The sequence below is a fragment of the Mesorhizobium sp. WSM3860 genome (genome assembly GCF_002294995.1).
Lineage (GTDB): Bacteria > Pseudomonadota > Alphaproteobacteria > Rhizobiales > Rhizobiaceae > Mesorhizobium.
The window spans coordinates 41,152-61,914 of the sequence record NZ_NSGF01000027.1 but is presented as its reverse complement, the minus strand read 5'-3'; the positions used below and the strand labels follow the sequence as shown (position 1 = coordinate 61,914).

General features: G+C 63.6%; 19 protein-coding genes and 1 other RNA gene. 9 read left to right on the top strand and 11 right to left on the bottom strand.

Annotation, left to right across the window (positions count from 1 at the left end; genetic code table 11):
- Positions 1–265 precede the first annotated feature (265 nt).
- Positions 266–1,276, bottom strand: a complete 1,011-nt coding sequence (locus CK220_RS28285) for a ligase-associated DNA damage response exonuclease (RefSeq protein ID WP_095814678.1) — start codon at positions 1,274–1,276, stop codon at positions 266–268.
- 109 nt (positions 1,277–1,385) lie between these two features.
- Between CK220_RS28285 and CK220_RS28280 the strand changes: the two genes are divergently transcribed.
- The 3 genes from CK220_RS28280 (at position 1,386) to CK220_RS28265 (ending at position 3,598) form a co-directional block, all read left to right on the top strand.
- Complete coding sequence (locus CK220_RS28280) at positions 1,386–2,303, top strand: methyltransferase domain-containing protein (RefSeq protein ID WP_095814672.1); 918 nt, start codon at positions 1,386–1,388, stop codon at positions 2,301–2,303.
- A 299-nt stretch (positions 2,304–2,602) separates the two neighbouring features.
- The gene (locus CK220_RS28270) at positions 2,603–3,004 is read left to right on the top strand and encodes a hypothetical protein (RefSeq protein ID WP_095814671.1); all 402 of its coding nucleotides are present in this window, start codon (positions 2,603–2,605) and stop codon (positions 3,002–3,004) included.
- 66 nt (positions 3,005–3,070) lie between these two features.
- Entirely contained in the window at positions 3,071–3,598 is a 528-nt protein-coding gene (locus CK220_RS28265; RefSeq protein WP_095814670.1) for an AAA family ATPase, read from the top strand.
- A 13-nt stretch (positions 3,599–3,611) separates the two neighbouring features.
- Here the strand turns inward: CK220_RS28265 and CK220_RS28260 are convergent, their stop codons facing one another.
- From CK220_RS28260 to CK220_RS28230, 7 genes are all read right to left on the bottom strand, one after another.
- Positions 3,612–4,553, bottom strand: a complete 942-nt coding sequence (locus tag CK220_RS28260; protein WP_095814669.1) for a glyoxylate/hydroxypyruvate reductase A — start codon at positions 4,551–4,553, stop codon at positions 3,612–3,614.
- A gap of 38 nt (positions 4,554–4,591) precedes the next feature.
- The gene (locus CK220_RS28255) at positions 4,592–6,220 is read right to left on the bottom strand and encodes an ABC transporter ATP-binding protein (RefSeq protein WP_095814668.1); all 1,629 of its coding nucleotides are present in this window, start codon (positions 6,218–6,220) and stop codon (positions 4,592–4,594) included.
- Positions 6,217–7,356, bottom strand: coding sequence for an ABC transporter permease (locus CK220_RS28250; RefSeq protein ID WP_095814667.1), 1,140 nt, complete (start codon positions 7,354–7,356; stop codon positions 6,217–6,219). The genes CK220_RS28255 and CK220_RS28250 overlap by 4 nt, the downstream gene beginning before the upstream one ends.
- Positions 7,356–8,450, bottom strand: coding sequence for a microcin C ABC transporter permease YejB (locus CK220_RS28245; RefSeq protein ID WP_095814666.1), 1,095 nt, complete (start codon positions 8,448–8,450; stop codon positions 7,356–7,358). Before CK220_RS28245 ends, CK220_RS28250 begins: the two co-directional genes overlap by 1 nt.
- Positions 8,451–8,480: 30 nt before the next feature.
- Positions 8,481–10,358, bottom strand: coding sequence for an extracellular solute-binding protein (locus CK220_RS28240; protein WP_095814665.1), 1,878 nt, complete (start codon positions 10,356–10,358; stop codon positions 8,481–8,483).
- Complete coding sequence (locus CK220_RS28235) at positions 10,358–12,238, bottom strand: extracellular solute-binding protein (RefSeq protein ID WP_095814664.1); 1,881 nt, start codon at positions 12,236–12,238, stop codon at positions 10,358–10,360. The genes CK220_RS28240 and CK220_RS28235 overlap by 1 nt, the downstream gene beginning before the upstream one ends.
- A 157-nt stretch (positions 12,239–12,395) precedes the next feature.
- Positions 12,396–13,070, bottom strand: coding sequence for a cytochrome c family protein (locus tag CK220_RS28230; RefSeq protein ID WP_095814663.1), 675 nt, complete (start codon positions 13,068–13,070; stop codon positions 12,396–12,398).
- Positions 13,071–13,262: 192 nt separating this feature from the next.
- On the opposite strand from CK220_RS28230, the gene CK220_RS28225 reads away from it, so the two are divergent.
- Both CK220_RS28225 and CK220_RS28220 read left to right on the top strand, forming a co-directional pair.
- Positions 13,263–13,991, top strand: coding sequence for a 3-deoxy-manno-octulosonate cytidylyltransferase (locus tag CK220_RS28225; protein WP_095814662.1), 729 nt, complete (start codon positions 13,263–13,265; stop codon positions 13,989–13,991).
- Between the two features lie 25 nt (positions 13,992–14,016).
- The gene (locus CK220_RS28220; RefSeq protein WP_095814661.1) at positions 14,017–14,880 is read left to right on the top strand and encodes a prephenate dehydratase; all 864 of its coding nucleotides are present in this window, start codon (positions 14,017–14,019) and stop codon (positions 14,878–14,880) included.
- A gap of 311 nt (positions 14,881–15,191) precedes the next feature.
- On the opposite strand, the gene CK220_RS28215 is transcribed toward CK220_RS28220, so the two are convergent.
- From CK220_RS28215 to CK220_RS28205, 3 genes are read right to left on the bottom strand one after another with little or no spacing between them, the layout of a single operon-like run.
- A complete protein-coding gene (locus CK220_RS28215) occupies positions 15,192–15,494 on the bottom strand; it encodes a Dabb family protein (protein ID WP_095814660.1) in 303 nt (100 codons plus the stop codon).
- Between the two features lie 10 nt (positions 15,495–15,504).
- The gene (gene nudC / locus CK220_RS28210) at positions 15,505–16,446 is read right to left on the bottom strand and encodes an NAD(+) diphosphatase (RefSeq protein WP_095814659.1); all 942 of its coding nucleotides are present in this window, start codon (positions 16,444–16,446) and stop codon (positions 15,505–15,507) included.
- A 39-nt stretch (positions 16,447–16,485) separates the two neighbouring features.
- Positions 16,486–16,905, bottom strand: a complete 420-nt coding sequence (locus CK220_RS28205; protein ID WP_095814658.1) for an HIT family protein — start codon at positions 16,903–16,905, stop codon at positions 16,486–16,488.
- Between the two features lie 180 nt (positions 16,906–17,085).
- On the opposite strand from CK220_RS28205, the gene ffs reads away from it, so the two are divergent.
- From ffs to CK220_RS28185, 4 genes are all read left to right on the top strand, one after another.
- An RNA gene (gene ffs, locus CK220_RS28200) (signal recognition particle sRNA small type) lies at positions 17,086–17,182 on the top strand.
- Between the two features lie 105 nt (positions 17,183–17,287).
- Positions 17,288–19,105: a DNA polymerase III subunit gamma/tau gene (locus CK220_RS28195; protein WP_095814657.1), complete on the top strand. Its 1,818-nt coding sequence runs from the start codon at positions 17,288–17,290 to the stop codon at positions 19,103–19,105.
- 92 nt (positions 19,106–19,197) lie between these two features.
- A complete protein-coding gene (locus CK220_RS28190) occupies positions 19,198–19,521 on the top strand; it encodes a YbaB/EbfC family nucleoid-associated protein (RefSeq protein WP_095814656.1) in 324 nt (107 codons plus the stop codon).
- A 215-nt stretch (positions 19,522–19,736) separates the two neighbouring features.
- The gene (locus CK220_RS28185) at positions 19,737–20,726 is read left to right on the top strand and encodes a cell wall hydrolase (RefSeq protein ID WP_095814677.1); all 990 of its coding nucleotides are present in this window, start codon (positions 19,737–19,739) and stop codon (positions 20,724–20,726) included.
- Positions 20,727–20,763: the final 37 nt, after the last annotated feature.

The following is a 20,763-nucleotide window of genomic DNA, read 5'->3' as shown; positions in this document are numbered from 1 at the left end:
CCGGTCCTCCCGGCTGGCGAGAAAACTGTCACCCATCTAATCGGTCCATTCTGTTACCTATCTATCCGGTTCGGACACCTGCCGGACATCTCCCCCACGAGGGGGGAGATTGGCAGTTTCGGCCCTGCCGCAGATCCTGCAACGCTGATGGTTGGCGAAAGCCGCCGCGACATCCGATCTCCCCCCTCGTGGGGGAGATGTCCGGCAGGACAGAGGGGGGCGCCGTGGAGCGCAACTTTGGCGATTGTCGAAGCTACCTCCGCCATCAATCGCCCTCGTCCTCGTAGCCCACCAGATGCAGCGGCCGCGCGGCGATGCCCTCCAGCTCGCACCAGCGCACCAGCGCTTCCTCGCGGCCATGCGTGACCCAGATCTCCTCGGCGCCCGTTTCCTTGATTGTGGCGATGAGCTCGTCCCAGTCGGCGTGGTCGGAAATGATCAGCGGCAGCTCGACGCCGCCCTGCTTGGCGCGCTGGCGGATGCGCATCCAACCTGAAGCGAAGCAGGCAATCGGGTCGGGGAAGCGCCGCGCCCAGCGGTCGGCGAAGGCGGCCGGCGGCCCGACGACGATGGCACCTTGGAAATCGGCTTTGCCGCCGCTTTCCACCGTCGCCGGCGCCAACGTGCCGAGATCGATGCCCTGGCTCTGGTAATATTCGCTGAGCTTGGCCAGCGCGCCGTGGATATAGATCGGCCTGTCATAACCGGCCTCGCGCAGCAGCCGCATGACGCGCTGCGCCTTGCCGAGCGCATAGGCGCCGATCAGGTGCGAACGCTCGGGAAATTGCATCGCCGATTTGAGCAGGCGCGCGATCTCCTGATGGTCCGGCGGGTGCCGGAACACCGGCAGCCCGAAGGTCGCCTCGGTAATGAAGACATCGCAAGGCACCGGCTCGAACGGCAGGCAGGTAGCGTCCTTCTGGCGCTTGTAGTCGCCGGAGGCGACGATGCGCAGGCCCTGATGCTCGACGACGATCTGCGCCGAACCCAGGACATGCCCGGCCGGATGGAAAGTGACGGAGACGCCATTGATATCGATCGTCTCGCCGACGACTGCTGCCTGCCTGGTTTCGGCGAAATCCTCGCCATAGCGCAGACCCATGATGTCGAGCGTTTGCTGCGTGGCGAGCACCGAGCGGTGGCCCGAGCGCGCGTGATCGGAATGGCCATGCGTGATCAGCGCGCGGCCGACCGGCCGCACCGGATCGATGAAGAAATCGCCGGGCGGGCAGTAGAGCCCTTCGGGTCGTGGCTTGAGCAGGTCGCTGGCGCGCATGGCCTTGAACATAGTGGCTAAATTCGACGCGGGAAGCCTGTTGCAACAGACTGCTGACTCGTCCTACAGCCGGCCGCCGGTTCGCACACCGGCGGGAAACCAACCAACCATGAAACCATTTCAGGCCTCGTCCGGCGATTTGACCGCCGACCGTCGCGCCGACTTTGCCGAGATGCTGCTGGCCTCCGGCGAGCCTGCGCAGGCGGCGGAGCTTTTGCTTGGCGCGCTGGAACTGGCGCCGCGATGGGCGGCGGGCTGGTTCCGGCTCGGCGAGATGCAGGAGGCAGCGCGTTTTCCCGACCAAGCGGCGCAGGCATGGGCGATGGCCTTGAAGCTCGATCCCGCGGACCGGCTGGGTTCTGCGCTCAAGCTGCAGCTGATCGGCCATGCGCCGGTGGCAGCGGCTCCGCCCAGCGCTTTCGTCGAGACCCTGTTCGATCACTATGCCGACAATTTCGAGCAATCGCTGGTCGGGAAACTCGGCTATCGGATGCCCGGGTTTCTAGACCGCGCTATTCGCGCGGCGAGCCCGGGCCGGTTCCGGGTGGCGCTCGACCTCGGCTGCGGCACCGGCCTGATGGGCGAAAGGCTGCGCCCGATCGTCGACCGGCTCGAAGGTTACGACATTTCAGCCAGCATGTTGCGGAAGGCACGCGCCAAAGGCATCTACGACAAGCTTTCCAAGGCCGATCTCCAGCATTTCTCTCGACCTGGCGCGAAAGCCGATCTCGCCGTCGCCGCCGACGTATTCATTTATACCGGGGCGCTCGAACGCATTATTGCAGCAATTGCCGGCAGTCTGGTCGACGAAGGCCTCTTTGCGTTCTCGGTCGAGACGCTTGCCGGCGCCGATGACTTTGCATTGCTGCCCTCGCGGCGCTACGCGCATTCCGAGGCCTATGTGCGGCGCGTTCTCGCCGACAACGGGTTTGCGATCTTGTCGCTGGAGAGCGCGGTCATCAGGCATGACCGGGGCGCGCCGATCGCAGGGCTGGCTGTCGTAGCGAGGAAGGGCGATGCAATTTGAAGGATCGTAAACGCCGCGATCCTTCACACCCCCCTCTGTCCTGCCGGACATCTCCCCCGCAAGGGGGGAGATTGGCAGCTTGTTCGCAGGTGCTCATCCTGCAACGTTGGCGATTGGCGAAAACATGAGCGACATCTGATCTCCCCCCTTGCGGGGGAGATGCCCGGCAGGGCAGAGGGGGGTGCTGTCCCGCCGACGTTGTAAGATCCTATGCTACGAAAAAGCTCGAACCGCCGCTCGCGAAAAAGCCCGAATCGCGTGTCGGCTTAGGCTGGGGCGATACGGCACGGAGGGATACCATGCGCTGGACCATGGCTGTGTTGGCATCTTGCCTGGTGACGGCCGGCTGCGTCGGCGGCACTTCGATGGCGGAGCGCCAGGACGAGAACGTCCAATCCTCGCTGCAATATGACAGCGTGCCCTGCGATCAACTGCTGGCCAACCGCAACGCGCTGGCGCAGCAATACAATCTGTCGGTCACCGCAAAACCGACTTTCTCCAATCCTGCCATGGGTTTTGGTCCGTTCACGCCGGACATGCGCTCCAAGGCGCAGCGCGACAGCGACAAGGCGACCGGCGAGATCGACGCCATGAACCGTTCGATCGACCGCCGCGATTGCGGCAAGCCGAAGAAGAAGGACAAGTTCGCGCTGCCGGACTCGAAGCCGGCGCAAGGCGGGGCAATTCCAGGAAACGTGTAGCGATCTTCCGTACAGGGCGAGAATTTAGCACGTAGGCCATTTTGCATCTGCCCAGGGTAACGTCGGATGAAGCTCTCGGATCTCGGCGACCGCATCTGTATCCTGGGGCCGTCCAACAGCGGCAAGTCAACGCTTGCCGACGCAACCGCACGCAAGCGCGGTTTGGAGGTCATTCACCTCGATCAGCTTTACCATCCGCCCGATACGGATTGGGAAGCACGTCCGAAGGACGATTTTGTCGCTTTGCATGATGCCGCGATCTCCCGCGAGCGTTGGGTGATGGACGGAAACTACTCGGTGTGCATGCCGCAACGCTTCCGGCGCGCGACGGGACTGATCGTCCTAGATGTCGCCACCCTTGCCAGTCTGCTGCGATATTTCCGCCGAACATTGTTCGAGAAGGAAAGGCGCGGTGCCCTGGAAGGCGGCCGCGACAGCGTCAAATGGGACATGATCCGCCACATCGCGATAACCACGCCGAAAAATCGCAGACGGTACCGGGCGATGTTCGAGCAGACCAATCTCCCGAAGGTGCAGCTGTCTTCGCTGCGAGCGATCAAGAGGTGCTTTAGGGAGTGGGACTTGGCTAGATGACGATAGTGTCCGGCTAATAGCCCGCTTCGCGATCGACAACGTTTTCGAGCTTTTCGCCGCGCTCGAAGGCGGCCATCTGCCGAAGCATGATCGGCACCAGATGGGCCGGATCCGAGGTCGCCGCCGCATGCGGCGTCACAAACACCTTCGGATGGCTCCACAACGGGCTCGTCTTCGGCAGCGGCTCGACCTCGAACACGTCGAGACTCGCTTCCTTCAGCGTGCCGTCGTCCAACGCGCGCAGGATGTCGGCATCCTTCTGCAGCCGCCCGCGCCCGGCATTGATCAGCACCGCGCCGCCGAGGCCGTTGCGTCTGCGCAATTCCTTCAGCACGCTGTAGTTGACGATGCCTTGCGTGCGCGGCGTCAGCGGCAAAAGCACCACCAGGATATCGGTGGCGTTGAGGAAGGGGATCAGCCCCGCTTCGCCGGAATAGGCCGAGACGCCCTGCATCGGGTGCTCGGTTCGCGACCAGCCATTCACGGCGAAGCCGAGAGCCAAAAGCACCGAAGCCGCGGCGCGGCCAAGATTGCCGAGACCCATGATGCCGACGGAGATGTCGCCGGCCGGGCGTTGCGGCGGCTCGTGCCAGGTCTTCTTCTGCTGCTGCCCCCGGTAGAGCATGCCCTGGCGATGGTGGTCGAGCACGCGCCAGACGACATATTCGGTCATGTATTGCGTGAGATTGTCGGCAACGACCCGGACGATCGGTACGGCGGGCAGGCCGGGGTCGGCGAAGATATGGTCGACGCCTGCGCCGATCGAGAAGATGGCGCGCAAATTGGGCAGCGACGACAACAGATTCGGTTTCTGCTTCCACACCACTGCATAGGCGATCGAGGGATCGCTCGGACCATCGGGCTCCAGCACCACCTCGCGCTCGGCCGCGAGCAGTTCGCGCCAGCGCTGCGGGTGAAAGCCGGTGAGGGCAAGCAGAACTTTGCCTTTTTCCATTCGCGGAGTGTCTTTCCTGTATTTCCGTTCGGTTCAGCCTACTCGCTGACGACCCCGGTCGGTGCCGTTTCGATCCGGAACGCGGCCGAGATCAGCGCCCTCGTATAGTCGGTTTGCGGGCGGTCGAAAATCTGTTCGGACGGCCCGGCTTCGACGATCTGACCATTGCGCATGACGATCACGTCGTTGGCAAGGGCGCGGATGACCTTCAGGTCGTGGCTGATGAAGAGATAGGCGAGGTTGTGCCTGGCCTGCAGGTTGCGCAACAGATCGACGACCTGCGCCTGCACGCTCATGTCGAGCGCCGAGGTCGGCTCGTCGAGCATGACGAAGCGCGGGTTGAGCACCATTGCGCGCGCGATCGCGACGCGCTGGCGCTGGCCGCCCGAGAATTCATGCGGATAGCGGTGACGCGTCTCCGGGTCGAGACCGACCTCCTTGAGCACTTCGACGACCTTGTCGTCGCGCTCATCGGGCGACAGTTTCGGCGCGTGGATCTTGAGCCCTTCCTCGATGATCTCCGCGACCGACATGCGCGGGCTCAAGGATCCGAACGGGTCCTGGAAGACGATCTGCAGCTCGCGCCGCAGCGGCCGCATGGCGCTGAAGGAAAGCTGGTTGATGTCGCGCCCGTTGAAGTTGATCGCGCCCGTGGACGAGATCATCCTGGCGAGCGCCAGGCCGAGCGTCGTCTTGCCGGAGCCGGATTCGCCGACGACGCCGAGCGTCTGGCCGGCGCGCACCGTGACGTCGATGCCGTCCACCGCCTTCACATGGTCGACGGTGCGGCGGAAGAAGCCCCGCTTGATCGGGAACCAGACCTTGATGTCCTTGCCGGTCATCACCGCCGTGGCATCCGCATTCGCCGCCGGCGGCTTGCCCTTCGGCTCGGCGGCCAAGAGGTGCTTGGTGTAGGCATGCTGCGGGTTGGCGAATATCTCCTTGGTCGGCCCGGTCTCGACTATTTTGCCCTTGGTCATGACGCAGACGCGGTCGGCGATTTTCCTGACGATGCCGAGATCGTGGGTGATGAACAGCATCGACATGCCCTTGCGGCTTTTCAGGCCGGCGAGCAGTTCGAGGATCTGCGCCTGCACGGTGACGTCGAGCGCCGTCGTCGGCTCGTCGGCGATCAACAGTTCCGGCTCGTTGGCCAAGGCCATGGCGATCATGACGCGCTGGCGCTGGCCGCCGGAGAGCTGGTGCGGATAGGCATCGAGCCGCTTCTGCGGGTCGCGTATGCCGACCTCGGTGAGCAGCTCCAACGTGCGAGCGTGGGCTTGGCGATCGCCCAGCCCCTGATGCAGCTTCAAGACCTCGACGATCTGCTGCTCGATCGTGTGCAGCGGATTGAGCGAGGTCATCGGCTCCTGGAAGATCATCGTGATCTTGTTGCCGCGCACGCCGCGCAGCGTCCTTTCGTTGGCGTGGAGCAGATCGGCGCCGTGGAATAGGATCTTTCCCGAGGGGTGGCTGGCCGACGGGTAGGGCAACAGCTTCAGCACCGAGAGCGCGGAGACCGATTTGCCGGATCCGGATTCGCCGACCAGCGCCACCGTCTCGCCCTTGGCGATGTCGAAGGAGACGTGGTCGACGGCAGCCGATTGCTTGCCGCTTTGCGCGAAGGCGACGCTCAAATCGCGGACGGAAAGCAGAGGCTCGCTCATTTGAACGTCTTGCGCGGATCGAAGGCATCGCGCGTCGCCTCGCCGATGAAGACCAGCAGCGACAGCATCAGCGAAATCACGATGAAGCCGGAGATGCCGAGCCAGGGCGCGTTGAGATTGCGTTGCGCCTGCTTCAGCAATTCGCCGAGCGAGGCCGAACCCGGCGGCAGGCCGAAGCCGAGATAGTCGAGCGAGGTCAGCGTCGAGATCGAGCCCGAGAGCAGGAAGGGCAGGAAGGTGAGCGTCGCCACCATGGCGTTGGGCAGAAGATGGCGGAACATGATGGTGAGGTTGGGCACGCCAAGCGCGCGCGCCGCGTTGACATATTCGAAGTTGCGCGCGCGCAGGAACTCGGCCCGCACCACGCCGACCAGCGCCACCCAGGAGAACAGCAGCATCAGGCCGAGCAGTATGAAGAAGCCGGGCGGCAGGATCGCCGAGACGATGAGCAGCAGATAGAGCACTGGGATCGCCGACCAGATCTCGATGAAGCGCTGGAACAGAAGGTCCGTCCAGCCGCCGAAGTAGCCTTGCACCGCGCCGGCCGCGACGCCGATCAGCGAGGAGCCGAGCGTCAGGATCAGCCCGAACAGCACCGATATGCGGAAGCCGTAAAGCACGCGCGCCAGAACATCGCGCGCCTGGTCGTCGGTGCCCAGCCAATTCCAGTTGCCGACGACGCAGTTGGGATCGGCTTCGCCCTGCGGATACTGGCTGCAGCGGGCCTTTTTGTCATAGAGCCAGGACGGTTTGGCGGGCGCCGCTTCCGGGATGGCGTTGTTGACCGTCTGGTAGGAGTAGCGGACCGGCGGCCAGATCATCCAGCCGTTCGAATTGATCTCGTCCTGGATGACCGGATCGCGATAGTCGGTGACGGCATAGAAGCCGCCGAACTTCTCCTCCGGATAGGCGACCAGCACCGGAAACAGGATCTCACTCTTGTAGGAGGCGATGATGGGCTTGTCGTTGGCGATCAATTCGGAAAACAGCGACAGCACGAACAGCAGCAGGAAGATCCACAGCGACCAGTAGCCGCGCCGGTTCGCCTTGAAATTCTGCAGCCGCCGCTGGTTGAGCGGCGACAGCCGCGGCCGGGCGGCGCGGGCCGGCTTGGTTTCTGCCGAGGCTGCCGTCATCAGACGTCTCTCCGCTCGAAATCGATGCGCGGATCGACCCAGGTGTAGATCAGGTCCGACAGCAGGCCGACGAACAGGCCGAGCAGCGAAAAGATGTAGAGATTGGCAAAGACCACCGGATAGTCGCGGTCGATCACCGACTTGAAGCCGAGCAGGCCGAGCCCGTCGAGCGAGAAGATGTTCTCGATCAGCAGCGAGCCGGTGAAGAAGGCCGAGATGAAGGCGCCGGGGAACCCTGCGATGACGATCAGCATGGCGTTGCGGAAGACATGGCCATAAAGCACCTTGCCCTCGGACAGACCCTTGGCGCGCGCCGTCACCACATATTGCTTGCGGATCTCCTCAAGGAACGAGTTCTTGGTCAAGAGCGTCGTCGTGGCGAAGGCCGACAGCACAAGCGCGGTCAGCGGCAGCGTCATGTGCCAGAAATAGTCGATGATCTTGTCCGGCCAGGACAGCTGGTCCCAATTGTCGGAAACGATGCCGCGCAGCGGGAACCAATCCCAGAACGAGCCGCCTGCAAACAGCACCATCAAAAGGATGCCGAACAGGAATCCGGGGATGGCATAGCCGACGATCACCACGCCGCTCGTCCAGACATCGAAGGTCGAGCCGTCCTGCACCGCCTTGCGGATGCCGAGCGGGATCGAGATCAGGTAGGACAACAACGTGATCCACAGCCCGATCGAGATCGACACCGGCATCTTTTCCAGGATCAGGTCGAGCACCGAGATGTCGCGGAAATAGCTGTCGCCGAAGTCGAAACGGGCGTAGTTCCACAGCATCATGCCGAAGCGCTCGAGCGGCGGCTTGTCGAAGCCGAACTGCTTTTCGAGCTTCTTGATGAATTCGGGGTCCAACCCTTGAGCACCGCGATATTTCGAGCCGACATCGCCGGCGACGTCGAAATTGGTGGCGCCCGCGTCGCCGCCGCCGCCGCCCAGGCGATCGGTGCCGCCCTGATTGGTGAGCTTGGCGATCACCTGCTCGACCGGGCCGCCCGGCGCGAACTGGATGACGGCGAAGGAGATCGCCATGATGCCGAACAGCGTCGGGATCATCAGCAGGATGCGGCGCAGGATATAGGCGCCCATCAGGCTGCCGGCCCTGCGCGGAGCGGAATGTCAGGCTTTGCCAATTCTTGCCGCCTTGCCCTTGTCGACCCACCACAGCGCCTCGACCGGAAAGCCGAAATCGGGCTTCTGCTCGGGAAAGCCGAACATGTCCCAATAGGCGCTTCGGTGATTCGCCAGATACCAACTTGGAATCCAATCGCGCCGCGCGCGCAAGGCCCGATCGAGCGCCCGCATGGCGACGGTGAGGCTCTCGCGATCCTTGGCCGCGCCGACGGCGTCGATCAGCGCGTCTATAGCCGGGCTCGCTATGCCCGGGAGGTTGCGCGAGCCCGAAACCGACGCGCTTCGCGCATGGAAGAAGATCTCGAGGTCGTCGCGTGTCGGCGTGGCGCTGAAGGAGAAGGCGGCCGAGATCAGATCGAAATCGAAGGTCGATTGCCTGAGCTGGTATTGGGCGGAATCGACCAGCCGGATCGAGGCGTCGATGCCGATCGCCTTCATGTTGGCGACCCAGGGCGAATAGACCTGCACGAAGGTCTCGTCTTCCACCAGGAACTCGGCGGGCAGCCGCGCGCCCTTGTCGTTGACGACGAAATCGCTGGAGCGTTTCCAGCCGGCTTCGGCAAGCAGCTTCGCCGCCTTGCCAAGCAGCTTGCGGTCGCGTCCCGAGCCGTCCGAGGCTGGCTGCGTCACCGCTTCGCCGAAGACCTCCGGCGGCAGCTTGTCGCGCAGCGGCTCCAGCAGCGCGAGTTCTGCCGGCGAGGGCATGCCTTCGGCGCGAAAGTCGGATTTCTCGAAGCAGGATTGCGAGCGCTGATAGGAGCCGTAAAAGAAGTTGCGCCGCGTCCATTCGAAGTCGAAGCAGAGCGCGATCGCTTGCCGCACGCGCGGGTCCTGGAACTGCGCGCGCCGCTGGTTGACGGCTGTCGCCTGCATCGACGGCACCGTCTCGGCCGGGAATTCGTGCTTCACCACCTTGCCGGCGGCAAAGGCCGGAAAGTTGTAGGCCGTCGCCCAGACGCGCGAGGTGAATTCCTCGCGATAGAGGATCTCGCCCTTCTTGAAGGCCTCGAAGCCGGCCGTGCGGTCCTGATAGAACTCGATGCGGATACGCCCGAAATTGTTCTGGCCGCGATTGACCGGCAGGTCGTTGCCCCAATAGTCGGCCACCCGCTCGTACTCGATCCAGGCCCCGGCCGACCAGCGCCCGACCTTGTAGGCGCTTGAGCCGAGCGGCGGGTTGAGCTGGGACGAATCGAACGGGTTGGCCGTAAAGAAGGCCTTGGACAGGATCGGAAACGCGACGACGTTCAGGATGGTGCGGGCCGAGTGCTTGCCGGAGAACTTGAGCTCGACCGTGTGGGCGTCCTTCGCCACCGCATCCTCAAGATGCGTCAGCGACAGCGAATAATCCGGATGCCCCTTGTCCTTCAGCAGTTTGAAGGTGAAGGCGACATCGTCGGCGGTGAGCGGCGTGCCGTCATGGAAGCGCGCCTGCGGCCGCAGCGAGAAGATGAAGCCGTTGCGATCGTCGGAAATCGTGACCCCGTCTGCGATCAGCCCATAGACGGCGTCAGGCTCGTCGAGCGCCCGCACCATCAGTGAATCGAAGCACATTTCCATGCGCTGCGGCGCATCGCCCTTGGGCACGAAGGAGTTCAGCGTGTTGAACGTCAAAGGGCTCTGGTTTTGGCCCCAGTTGGGCGGCGAGAAATTGAAGGTGCCGCCTTGCGGCGCATCGACGTTGACATACTCGAAATGCGTGAAGTCGGGCTTGTATTTCAAGTCGCCGAAGGCGGAGAGGCCGTGCACCTTCACCCCGGTCGGGATCGCGGCAAAGACCTTGCCGGGGAGCAGCGACGTGGCCGCCGCCGCGGCGCCGAGCGCCAGGAAGTCGCGACGAGGAAGCAACGCCGGCTGCCTCATCAGTTGAGGCCCTTGTATTTGGCGGCCAACGCCTTTTCCTTCGCCGTATCGATCCACCAGGAATCGATATCGGCGCCACGGTAGCTGGGCTGCTTGTCCGGCATGCCGAACTTGTTCCAGTAGGCAAGCCAGACCACCGCGCGGTAGTATTGCGGCACGGTATAGTAGTTCCACAACAGCACGCGATCGAGCGCATGGGTGGCGGCGACGAGATCGTCGCGGTCGGTGGCGAAGATGACGCGGTCCACCAGCGCGTCGACGACCGGATCCTTGATGCCGGAGTAATTGCGCGATCCGGGTGAATCGGCGGACTTCGAACTCCAGAAATCGCGCTGTTCGTTGCCGGGCGATTCCGACTGCTGCAGCACGTTGGTGATGACGTCGTAGTCGAAATTGTTGACGCGGTTGACGTACTGGCTGGGGTCGATGATGCGCAGCGTTGCATCGACGCCGATCTTGCGCAGATTGGCGATATAGTTGCCGGAGAGGATCTGGTCCGTGTCGGACGTGCCCAGTATCTCGAATTTGAACGGCGCGCCGGTCTTGGCGTTCACCATCTTGCCGCCCTTGATCACCCAGCCCGCCTGGGCGAAGAGGTCGACAGCCTGCTTCAGATATTTCCGCTCCGCTTGTGGTGAGTCGTAGACCGGCAGCTTGAATTCCTGGGTGAACAGTTCAGGCGGCAGCTTGTCGCGGTACTTCTCCAGGATTTCGAGTTCCTTGCCTTGCGGCAGACCGCTCGACGCGAGTTCCGTGCCTTGTAAATAGCTTTGGGTGCGCGTGTTGGAATTGAAGAACAGCGTTCGGTTCATCGTCTCGAAGTCATAGGGATAGGTTAGCGCCTCGCGGACCCGGCGATCCTGGAACAGCGGCCTGCGCTGGTTCAGCATGAAGGCCTGCATCGGCTCCGGCGAAGTGGTCTTGAATTCCTTTTTGATCACGTCGCCGGCGTTCACCGCCGGAAAGTTGTAAGCCGTCGCCCAGCGCCGCGAACTGTTTTCGGGCTTGATGTCGTCAAGCCCGCCCTTGGTGAAGGCCTGCCAGGCAGCATTGTCGTCCAGGATGTAGGTAAAGCGCTGGGTGTCGAAATTCTCGCGGCCGATCTTCACCGGCAGCTTGGCGCCCCAGTAATCAGGCACGCGCTGCCAGACGATCTCGGAACCCGGCTTGAAGCTGGCGATCTTGTAGGCGGCGGATCCCAGCGGCGGCTCGAGCGTCGGCCTAGTGATGTCGCGCTTCTTGCCGCTGGCATCGGTGCCCTCCCACCAGTGCTTCGGCAGGACGACCAGATCGCCGAGAATCTTGGGCAGCTCGCGGTTGCCCTTCTGGTTGAAATGAAACTCGACCTCGCGGTCGGAAATCGCCACCGCGTCGGTGACGTTCTCGAAATAGCGGTTGTATTGGGGGGCGTTGGCCTTCAGCACCTGGAACGACCAGACCACATCGTCGACCGTGATCGGCTGGCCGTCATGCCATTTCGCGCGCGGGTCGAGCCGGTAGGTCGCCGAGGAATAGTCGGGCGGGTATTTATAAGCCTCGGCAATCAGCGGGTGGCTCACGCTGCCCTCGTCGGTCGCCTGATCCATCAGCGTGTCGTAGAGCAGGCCGCCGCCGAACCCGGCGAACCCCGCGGCCGGCGACCCCGGCACGATATAGGGGTTGAAGCTGTCGAAAGTGCCGACAACGACGGAGTCGTGGGCGCCGCCCTTCGGAGCGTCCGGATTGACATAGTCGTAGCGCTGGAAATTGTCGCCATATTTGGACGGGCCGACCAGCGAGGATGTCGTGTGCCATTCGTCGGCGACACTGGCCTGCAGGCTGGCGGCGAAAACAACCGCCAGCATCGATGCGAAAAACGTCCGGGAACGGCCGACCGTCATGCGTTCTCCTCGTCGCGAACAGTACCCACCGGCAATCTAGATCATTTGACGCCGGTGAAAACCGCAAGCGGCGGCTTTTGTCGCAGCATATGCGGCTTTCCTAACAAAAAAGCCGGGACGAACCCGGCTTTTCCAAGGTGTCTTTATGACGAAATGTTTATTGCGCGGGTGCAACCGGCTTGGCCGGAGCGGCGCCTTCGGCCGGCTTGGCGGGCGCAGCACCTGCGGCCGGCTTGGCCGGGGCGGCGCCTTCGGCGGGCTTGGCTTCCGCCGAAGCGCCCGGCTGCGGCAGCGGCTTCGGATTGTCCGACAGCGTGCGCAGATAGGCGATCACGTTGGCGCGGTCCTCGTCCTTCGGCAGGCCGGCAAAGCCCATCGCAGTGCCCTTCACGAACTTCTTCGGCGCGTTGATGAAGTGATTGAGGTTGTCGTAGGTCCACTTCTCGGCGCCGCCCTTGGAGAAATCCTTCATGCCCGCCGAATAGGCGAAGCCCTCATGCTCGGCGACAGGGCGATCGATGATGTCCCAGAGGTCCGGCCCGACCTTGTTGGGGCCGCCCTTTTCGCCGGAATGGCAGGCCTGGCACTTCTTGAAGATGGCGGCGCCCGTCTCGGCATTGGCGGTTGCGAGCAGGTCGGCGATCGGCTTGGCTTCGGCCGCCGGCGCGGCAGCGCCGCCGCCTTCGGTCGGCTCGGCCGCCTCGATGGCGAAGCCCGGCTTCTCGGGAGCGGGGGAGGCAAACAGCGCGTCGGAAACGATACCGACGGAAAAGACGATGAAGCAGGTTCCGAGGAATCCGGCGAGCAGCTTGTTGACTTCGTTGGAATCCATACGCCCCTTGCTCCCTTTTCCGGCGGACCGTCCCGTCCACTCCGTCCGTCGGTATAGCGAAAGGCCCGAACGGGCCCGTTAAATCGCGCGGAAACTAGGTCTTTTGCTTCGTCCTTGCAACACCTATAAGGGCGCTTCCAGTGAGACGTTTTGCCACTTTTCCATCTGCTTCCCCGGCTGTCCTAAAAGTCCATGTCGACATTGATCCTGATCCCCGCCCGCATGGCCTCGACGCGCCTGCCGGGCAAGCCGCTGGCCGACATCGCCGGCGCGCCGATGATCGTCCATGTCGCCCGCCGCGGCGCCGAGGCCGGGCTCGGTCGCGTGGTGGTGGCGACCGACACCGAAGCGGTTGCCGCGGTGGTACGGGACCACGGTCTCGAGGCGGTGATGACGCGCGCGGACCACCAATCGGGATCCGACCGCATCTTCGAGGCCCTCACCGTGCTGGACCCGGAGAAAAAGGTCGAAACCATCGTCAACGTCCAGGGCGATCTGCCGACCATCGACCCTGAGATCATCGGCGCATCGCTGCGGCCCTTCGCCGACCTGTCGGTCGACATAGCCACGCTCGGCGTCGAGATTGTGCGCGACGAAGAACGGACCAATCCGAACGTGGTCAAGATCGTCGGCTCGCCGCTCTCCGCGACAAGGCTGAAGGCGCTCTATTTCACGCGCGCCACGGCGCCGTGGGGGGAGGGCCCGCTCTATCACCACATCGGCCTCTATGCCTACCGCCGCGCGGCACTGGAACGCTTCGTGGCGCTGAAGCCGTCGCCGCTCGAACGCCGTGAGCGGCTGGAACAGCTGCGGGCGCTGGAAGCCGGCATGCGCATCGATGCCGAGATCGTCCGGTCGCTGCCGCTCGGCGTCGACACGCCCGACGATCTCGAGCGCGCCAGGCAGATTCTTTCAAACTGAGACATCGTAAGCGAGACCTTGGCGCATGCCTGAAAAGACCAACAGAATATCCTTCCAGGGCGAGCCGGGCGCCAATTCCGATACCGCTTGCCGCAACATGTTCCCCTCGATGGAGCCGTTGCCCTGTCCGACCTTCGAGGACGCCTTCAACGCGGTCGAAACCGGCAAGGCCGAGCTCGCCATGATCCCGATCGAGAACACGATTGCCGGCCGCGTCGCCGACATCCATCATCTTTTGCCGGAATCGCGCCTGCACATCGTCGGCGAATATTTTCTGCCGATCCATTTCCAGCTGATGGTGCTGCCGGGCGTCAGGCGCGACGAGATCAGAACCGTGCACAGCCATATCCATGCCCTTGGCCAGTGCCGCAAATACATCCGCAAGAACGGCTGGAAGCCGGTGGTGGCCGGCGACACGGCGGGATCTGCCAAGATGGTCTCCGAGGTCAAGGACCGCACCATGGCGGCGCTTGCGCCTGCGCTTGCCGCCGAACTCTACGGCCTCGACATCATCGAGAAGAATGTCGAGGACACCGACTCGAACGTCACCCGCTTCGTCGTGCTGACAAAAAACAAGCAATGGGCCGAGCGCCCGTCGCTGGACGCCAGGATGATGACCACCTTCATCTTCCGCGTCCGCAACGTGCCCGCCGCGCTCTACAAGGCCATGGGCGGCTTCGCCACCAACGGCATCAACATGACCAAGCTCGAGAGCTATCAGCTCGGCGCCTTCACAGCGACGCTGTTCTATGCCGACATCGAGGGCCATCCCGATGATCCGCTGGTCAAGCTGGCGCTCGACGAGTTGCGCTTCTTCTCCCGCGAGATGCGCATCCTCGGCGTCTATCCGGCAAGCGCGTCGCGCGAGCAGTGGAAGGTGGCGGATTAAGGCTGGCTTTTCCGATCTGCCAGCCGTCGGGCTCGTTCAAAGCGTGATTGCACCTTCGAGGATGGCCGAAGCCCTCCTGCTTCGTCATCCTCGGGCGGAGCAAGGAGCGAAGCGACGCGGCGCAGACCCGAGGATCCATGCCGCTACGCTGGAGCGCCGCCCCACGGTCCAGAATTCTGCTCCGCTGCGGCCTTCGTAAAAGTCACGGCATGGATCCCAGGGCCCGCGCTCCGCTTCGCGTCGCTTCGTCCTCGGATGACGAACGTCATGGAGGTTCGCGCCAATCACAGACGCCGACGCTCGACCTAATTTCAGCCAAAGCCCAACGGCACGTAGTCGATTTCCATAAACGCCTCGACTTCCGGCACCCAGCGGTCGCGCACGAACGCGACGTGGTCGGGATGCTCGTTGTATCTGGTGTAGGCGGCCTGGTCGGCGAACTCCATCGAGAAGCCGAATTGATAGTCGTTCTTGGGGCTCACTTGGCGCAGCTGCTCGAAATGCGTCACACCCTTGATCCCCGTCAGGATCTTCTTGGCATCGTGGAGGAACCGCTTCGCCTCCAGCGAATGCGGCGGATGCTTCAGCGTGAACACGACGGTGTGACGGATCATTTTTCGGCTCCTATTCGCTGTCGACCCAGGCGCGGATGAGGTGGTGGGCGATCGCCCCTTTCGGCGGCGTGATCAGGCCGCCGGCATGCGTTCTCTCCAGCATCGAGCGCACCTCATCGCGCGAAAACCAGCGGCAGTCTTCGAGCTCGTTGAGGTCGGCCTGGATGTCCTCGTTGAGCGGCTCGCCGAAGCAGCCGATCATCAGCGAATAGGGGAACGGCCAGGGCTGGCTGGCGTGATAGACGACGCGACCGAGCCGAATCCCGGCCTCCTCCAGCGTCTCGCGGCGCACCGCCGCCTCGATCGTCTCGCCGGGCTCGATGAAGCCGGCAAGAGCCGAATACATGCCCGGCCCGAAATGCCGGCCGCGCCCCAGCAGGCATTTCTCGCGAGTCGCCGTCAGCATGATCGCCACCGGATCGGTGCGCGGGAAGTGGTCGGTGCCGCAGGCCGGGCAATGCCGCCTGTAGCCGCCGGCGCGCATCTCCGAGCGATTGCCGCATTTGCTGCAGAAAGCGTGGCTGGCGTGCCAGGCGAGCAGCGCAGCACCCTGCGCCAGTGCGCCGGCCGCCGCTTCGTCGATCAAGCCTTGCATATAGACGGAGCGGTAGTCGATCGCCTTCACCGTTTCCGGCAGATGTTCCGGTTCGATGCCGGCGGGCACCGCCAGCACCGGGCCACTCTCCGAAAGGCCGAGCAGCACGCCGGCGTCGAGCGAAACCTCGAAGGCCTGGCTTTCCGCCGCCTCGAACCATGGGTCGAACTTGCCGTCGTCCAGCTTCAGATAAAGCCTGCCGCCATGCATCAGCATCAGTCGCGCCGATCGCTCGCCAAGCGCCTTCTCGACCGCGTCGTCGGCGCGGTTTTCCGATTGCCGGTCGATCCGGTTGCCGGCGAAACCGACGAATTGGCTCGGCTCGCGCAAAGGCGCGTCAAACAGATGAAAGCTCATAGGAGACTCGAGGAAAGCGCAGAGTGGACACTGATGGGCTTATAGCGCTGCCTTGATCTTTTCGGCAAACCGACGGATGTCGGAGCGCTCATATGGCTCGCGCATGCCATGCCCCCAGACCGGCCCCGGCCAGCCGGGATCGCTCTCGCTGCGGGCAATGACGTGGACATGCAGCTGGCGCACGATGTTGCCGAGCGCCCCGGTGTTGATCTTGGTGCAGCCGGTCACCCGCTTCAGCGCCTGCGCCACCATGTTGGTTTCGAAGGTCAGCATCGTCTGGTCGAGCGGCGTCAGGTCGTGGATTTCCTCCACGCCCGGCCGCTGCGGCACAAGGACCAGCCACGGCCAGCGGCGATCGTTCATCAGCCGGAGCTCGCACAGACCGAGCCACATGAGCTGCTCACTGTCCGCCTCCAATCGGGCGTCCAGTGTGAAACCGGCCTCTAGGCCCGGCAGCATGGGCGTTTCCCTCACTTTTCGAGAATGCTTCAAACCCTGAACGCTAGAGCGACGGCAAGGTGGCTGCAAGCGAATCATTGACCGCTCCTGCGGATTTGAAGGCCTTCTCCGTCGCATGCCCTGGGCCGTGATCCACCACGACCCTTGCATTTCGCCGCCGAATTGCCGATATGGAGCTTGGGAGGTTGGTGGTGGACGATCCACTCGCCAACCGGGTCAGGTCCGGAAGGAAGCAGCCCTAACGAGCCCGGAACGGGTCATTGTTCCAGCCTCCCGCCTCTTCGCCTTTCTCCCGCGACATTGACGGCGCCGAGCCGTGCGGGCGAGACTATGCGCAGGAATCGGCCGCCTTCCGTCGCGGTCCTTGGAGCTTTGACGGCGAATGAGCGAAGCCGGAAATTCGGGGCCAGAAAGCCTGGAGACAGGAAAGGCCGGCGCCTATCGCGTGCTGGCGCGCAAATACCGCCCCTCCAATTTCTCCGAGCTGATCGGCCAGGAGCCGATGGTGCGCACGCTCACCAATGCCTTCGCCACCGGCCGCATCGCCCAGGCCTGGATGCTGACCGGCGTGCGCGGCGTCGGCAAGACGACGACCGCGCGCATCCTGGCACGGGCGCTCAACTACAGAACCGCGGCCGTTGACCAGCCTTCGGTCGACCTTTCGATCCCGGGCGAGCATTGCCAGGCGATCATGGAGGGCCGCCATGTCGACGTCATCGAGATGGACGCTGCTTCCCACACGGGCATCGACGACATCAGGGACATCATCGACCGCGTGCGCTACGCGCCGGTCTCGGCCCGCTACAAGGTCTACATCATCGACGAAGTGCACATGCTCTCCACCCAGGCCTTCAACGGCTTGTTGAAGACGCTGGAAGAGCCTCCGCCGCATGTCAAATTCATCTTCGCCACCACCGAAATCCGCAAGGTGCCGATCACGGTTCTGTCGCGCTGTCAGCGCTTCGACCTGAGGCGTATCGATGCCGGCGCGCTCGTCGCGCATCTTTCCTCGATCGCCGCCAAGGAAGGCATTTCCGTCGATGATGAGGCTTTGGCGATGATTGCGCGGGCCGCCGAGGGCTCGGCGCGCGATTCACTCTCCATTCTCGATCAGGCGATCGCCCATGGCAGCGGTACCGTCAGCGCCGACGCCGTGCGCGCCATGCTGGGCTTGGCCGATCGCGCCCGCATCATCGACCTGTTCGAGCATGTCATGAAGGGCGATGTGGCGGCGGCATTGGCCGAATTCCGCGCGCAATACGATACCGGCGCCGATCCGGCCGCGGTGCTCACCGACCTGGCTGAATTCAACCACCTCGTTACGCGTCTGCGGTTCGTCCCGGCCGCGGCCGATGATGCCTCGCTCTCCGAGGACGAGCGGCGGCGCGGCGCCGAATTTGCCAGCACGCTGTCGGTGCGCGTGCTGTCGCGAACCTGGCAGATGCTCTTGAAAGGTATTCCCGAGGTGCAGTCCTCCAACCGTCCGGTCAGCGCCGGCGAGATGGTGCTGATCCGGCTGGCGCATGCCGCCGACCTGCCGACGCTGGACGAAGCGCTGAAATCGCTGGAAGGCGCGGCCCCTGTGCCGACTGGCGCTCCGCGCGCCAATGGAGCGCCGGCAAGTCCAGGCAATGGCGGCGGCACAAGTGCGGTGGCGCCGGCGCGGATGCCGGCCTCTACCGGAGGCGCACAGACCATGCGGCTGGTCGAGGTGCAGCCCGCGCCCACCGCCTTCGTTCCGGCGCCCGAACCGGTCATCGAAACCCCCGCCGTTCCGGTGAAGTCGCTGGCCGACATCGCGGCCCTTGCCGACGCCAACCGCGACATCGCCTTCAAGGTGTTGGTCAAGCGCTGCGTGCGGCTGGTTCGCATCGAGCCTGGCCGCATCGACGTCAGCCTGACCGACGATGCGCCGAAGATGCTGCTCAACGACCTGACCTCCAAGCTGCGTGCCTGGACCGGCCGCAACTGGCTGGTCTCGCTGTCGAAGGAAGAGGGTAGCCAGACGCTGGCCGAGATGGAGACGACGAAGCGCGAGAACGCCTTCTCGGATGCCAGGAGCGATCCAACGGTCGCCGCCATCCTCGCCCGCTTTCCCGGCGCCAAGATTATCGACGTGCGTATTCCAGAGGTGCCGGATGTGGAAGGCACGGACGCCGACCTGCCCGTCGAGCCGGCTGCCGACGACGAAGAGATTTAGAGCATGACGACCGCGTCAGAGAAAAGTAGGGACCGGTTTCGGTCAAGACCATGCTCGCGCTGACGTAGATTTCAACAAGAGGAAGTTTTGCGATGAAGGATCTTCTCGGCCTGATGGGCAAGGCGAAGGAAATGCAGGCCAAGTTCCAGGCCATGCAGGACGAGATCGCCACCCTGGAAGCCACCGGACAGGCGGGTGGCGGCCTGGTCAGCGTGACCCTGACCGGCAAGTTCGAAATGAAGGCGCTGAAGATCGATCCGTCGTTGCTGAAGGACGACGAGGCGGAGATCCTCGAAGACTTGCTGTTGGCCGCTCACAATGATGCCAAAAATAAGGTCGAGCAGGTCATGCAGGAAAAGACCAAGGCATTGACTGCGGGCCTGCCTATACCGCCTGGAATGAAATTGCCGTTCTGAGGCATTGGCGCCAGTTAATTGATTGTGAACGAAAATTGAGCCCGGGCCCCAATATTAACCATTTTGCCGGCATGCTCACGGGCTCATTTCGCGACATTCATAAAGTTTTACCCAAGTCCAGAGGTTGCTAACCATCTAGCCATCTTTTTGCCTGAAAGAGTCTCATTCTTGCCACATCTCGGGGCGGGCTGGCATCTGGAAATGAGGCTTTTTTGTTGATCGCGACGCGATGGAAGACGCCGCTGCTGCTTATCGGCATCGCCACTTCCCCCTTGTTCCTGGCCGGCTGCAGCCAGACCGCTTCACATGGCATGTCGGTGGCGAGCCTGACCGACGCCGTCACCCCGAGCTTCCTCAGCTCGCGTTCCTACAAATATTCGATGAAGGACAAGGAATGCCTGCAAAGGGCGATGTTCTTCGAGTCCAACCGGTCGAGCCGTGACGGCATGATCGCCGTCGGCACGGTCGTGATGAACCGGCTGCGCTCGGGCCAGCATGGCAGCACCATCTGCGAGGTCGTCGGCGAGAGGGGCCAGTTCGCCCCAGGCGTGCTGACCCGCCCGATGAATTCGCGGGCATTGCCCGATGTCGAGGAAGCCGCCGAGGCGGTGCTGAAAGGCGAGCGCAAGGCCAAGCTCAAGAACACGATGTTCTTCCACACCGCCGGCCTGCGTTTCCCCTACAAGAACATGCACTACACGATGGTGGCCGGCGGCAATGCCTTCTATGAGAAGCGCGGCCGCAACTGGCAGCCGCTGCCGGATGAGCCCATGGTCGCCATGGCCTCCGGCAAGTCGCAGAAGACCGACCCCACCGCTCCGGTCCTCGTCGCTTCCGCCGAGCCGGTGGTCAAGACGATCGTGCATGCTGATCCGGCCAAGCAGGCCACCATGACCGCGGCTGCCGCGCCGGCGCTTCCGGCCAAGACCACAACCGTTTCTGCCCAGCAGACCTATGTGACGGCCTCCGCCGCGCCGGCGCAGAAGGCCGGCCGCGTGACGGCGAAGCCGATCATGGTGGCGATGCAGGAGCCGATGGAGGAGCCCGATGCCTCCCGCTTCGGCGGCACTTTGAAAGGCCGCTACATCACCTCCGTTCCGAGCGCTCCGCAGGAAGCGGCGATGGGGTTCCAGTCTACGCCTGAGAACACCGACGCCATCGGCGCGCTGATCGTCAGCCAGTCCCGGCCGCTCGAAGCCTACTGAGCCAACCCGCCATCAAATGATCCGCCGTGACAGCATG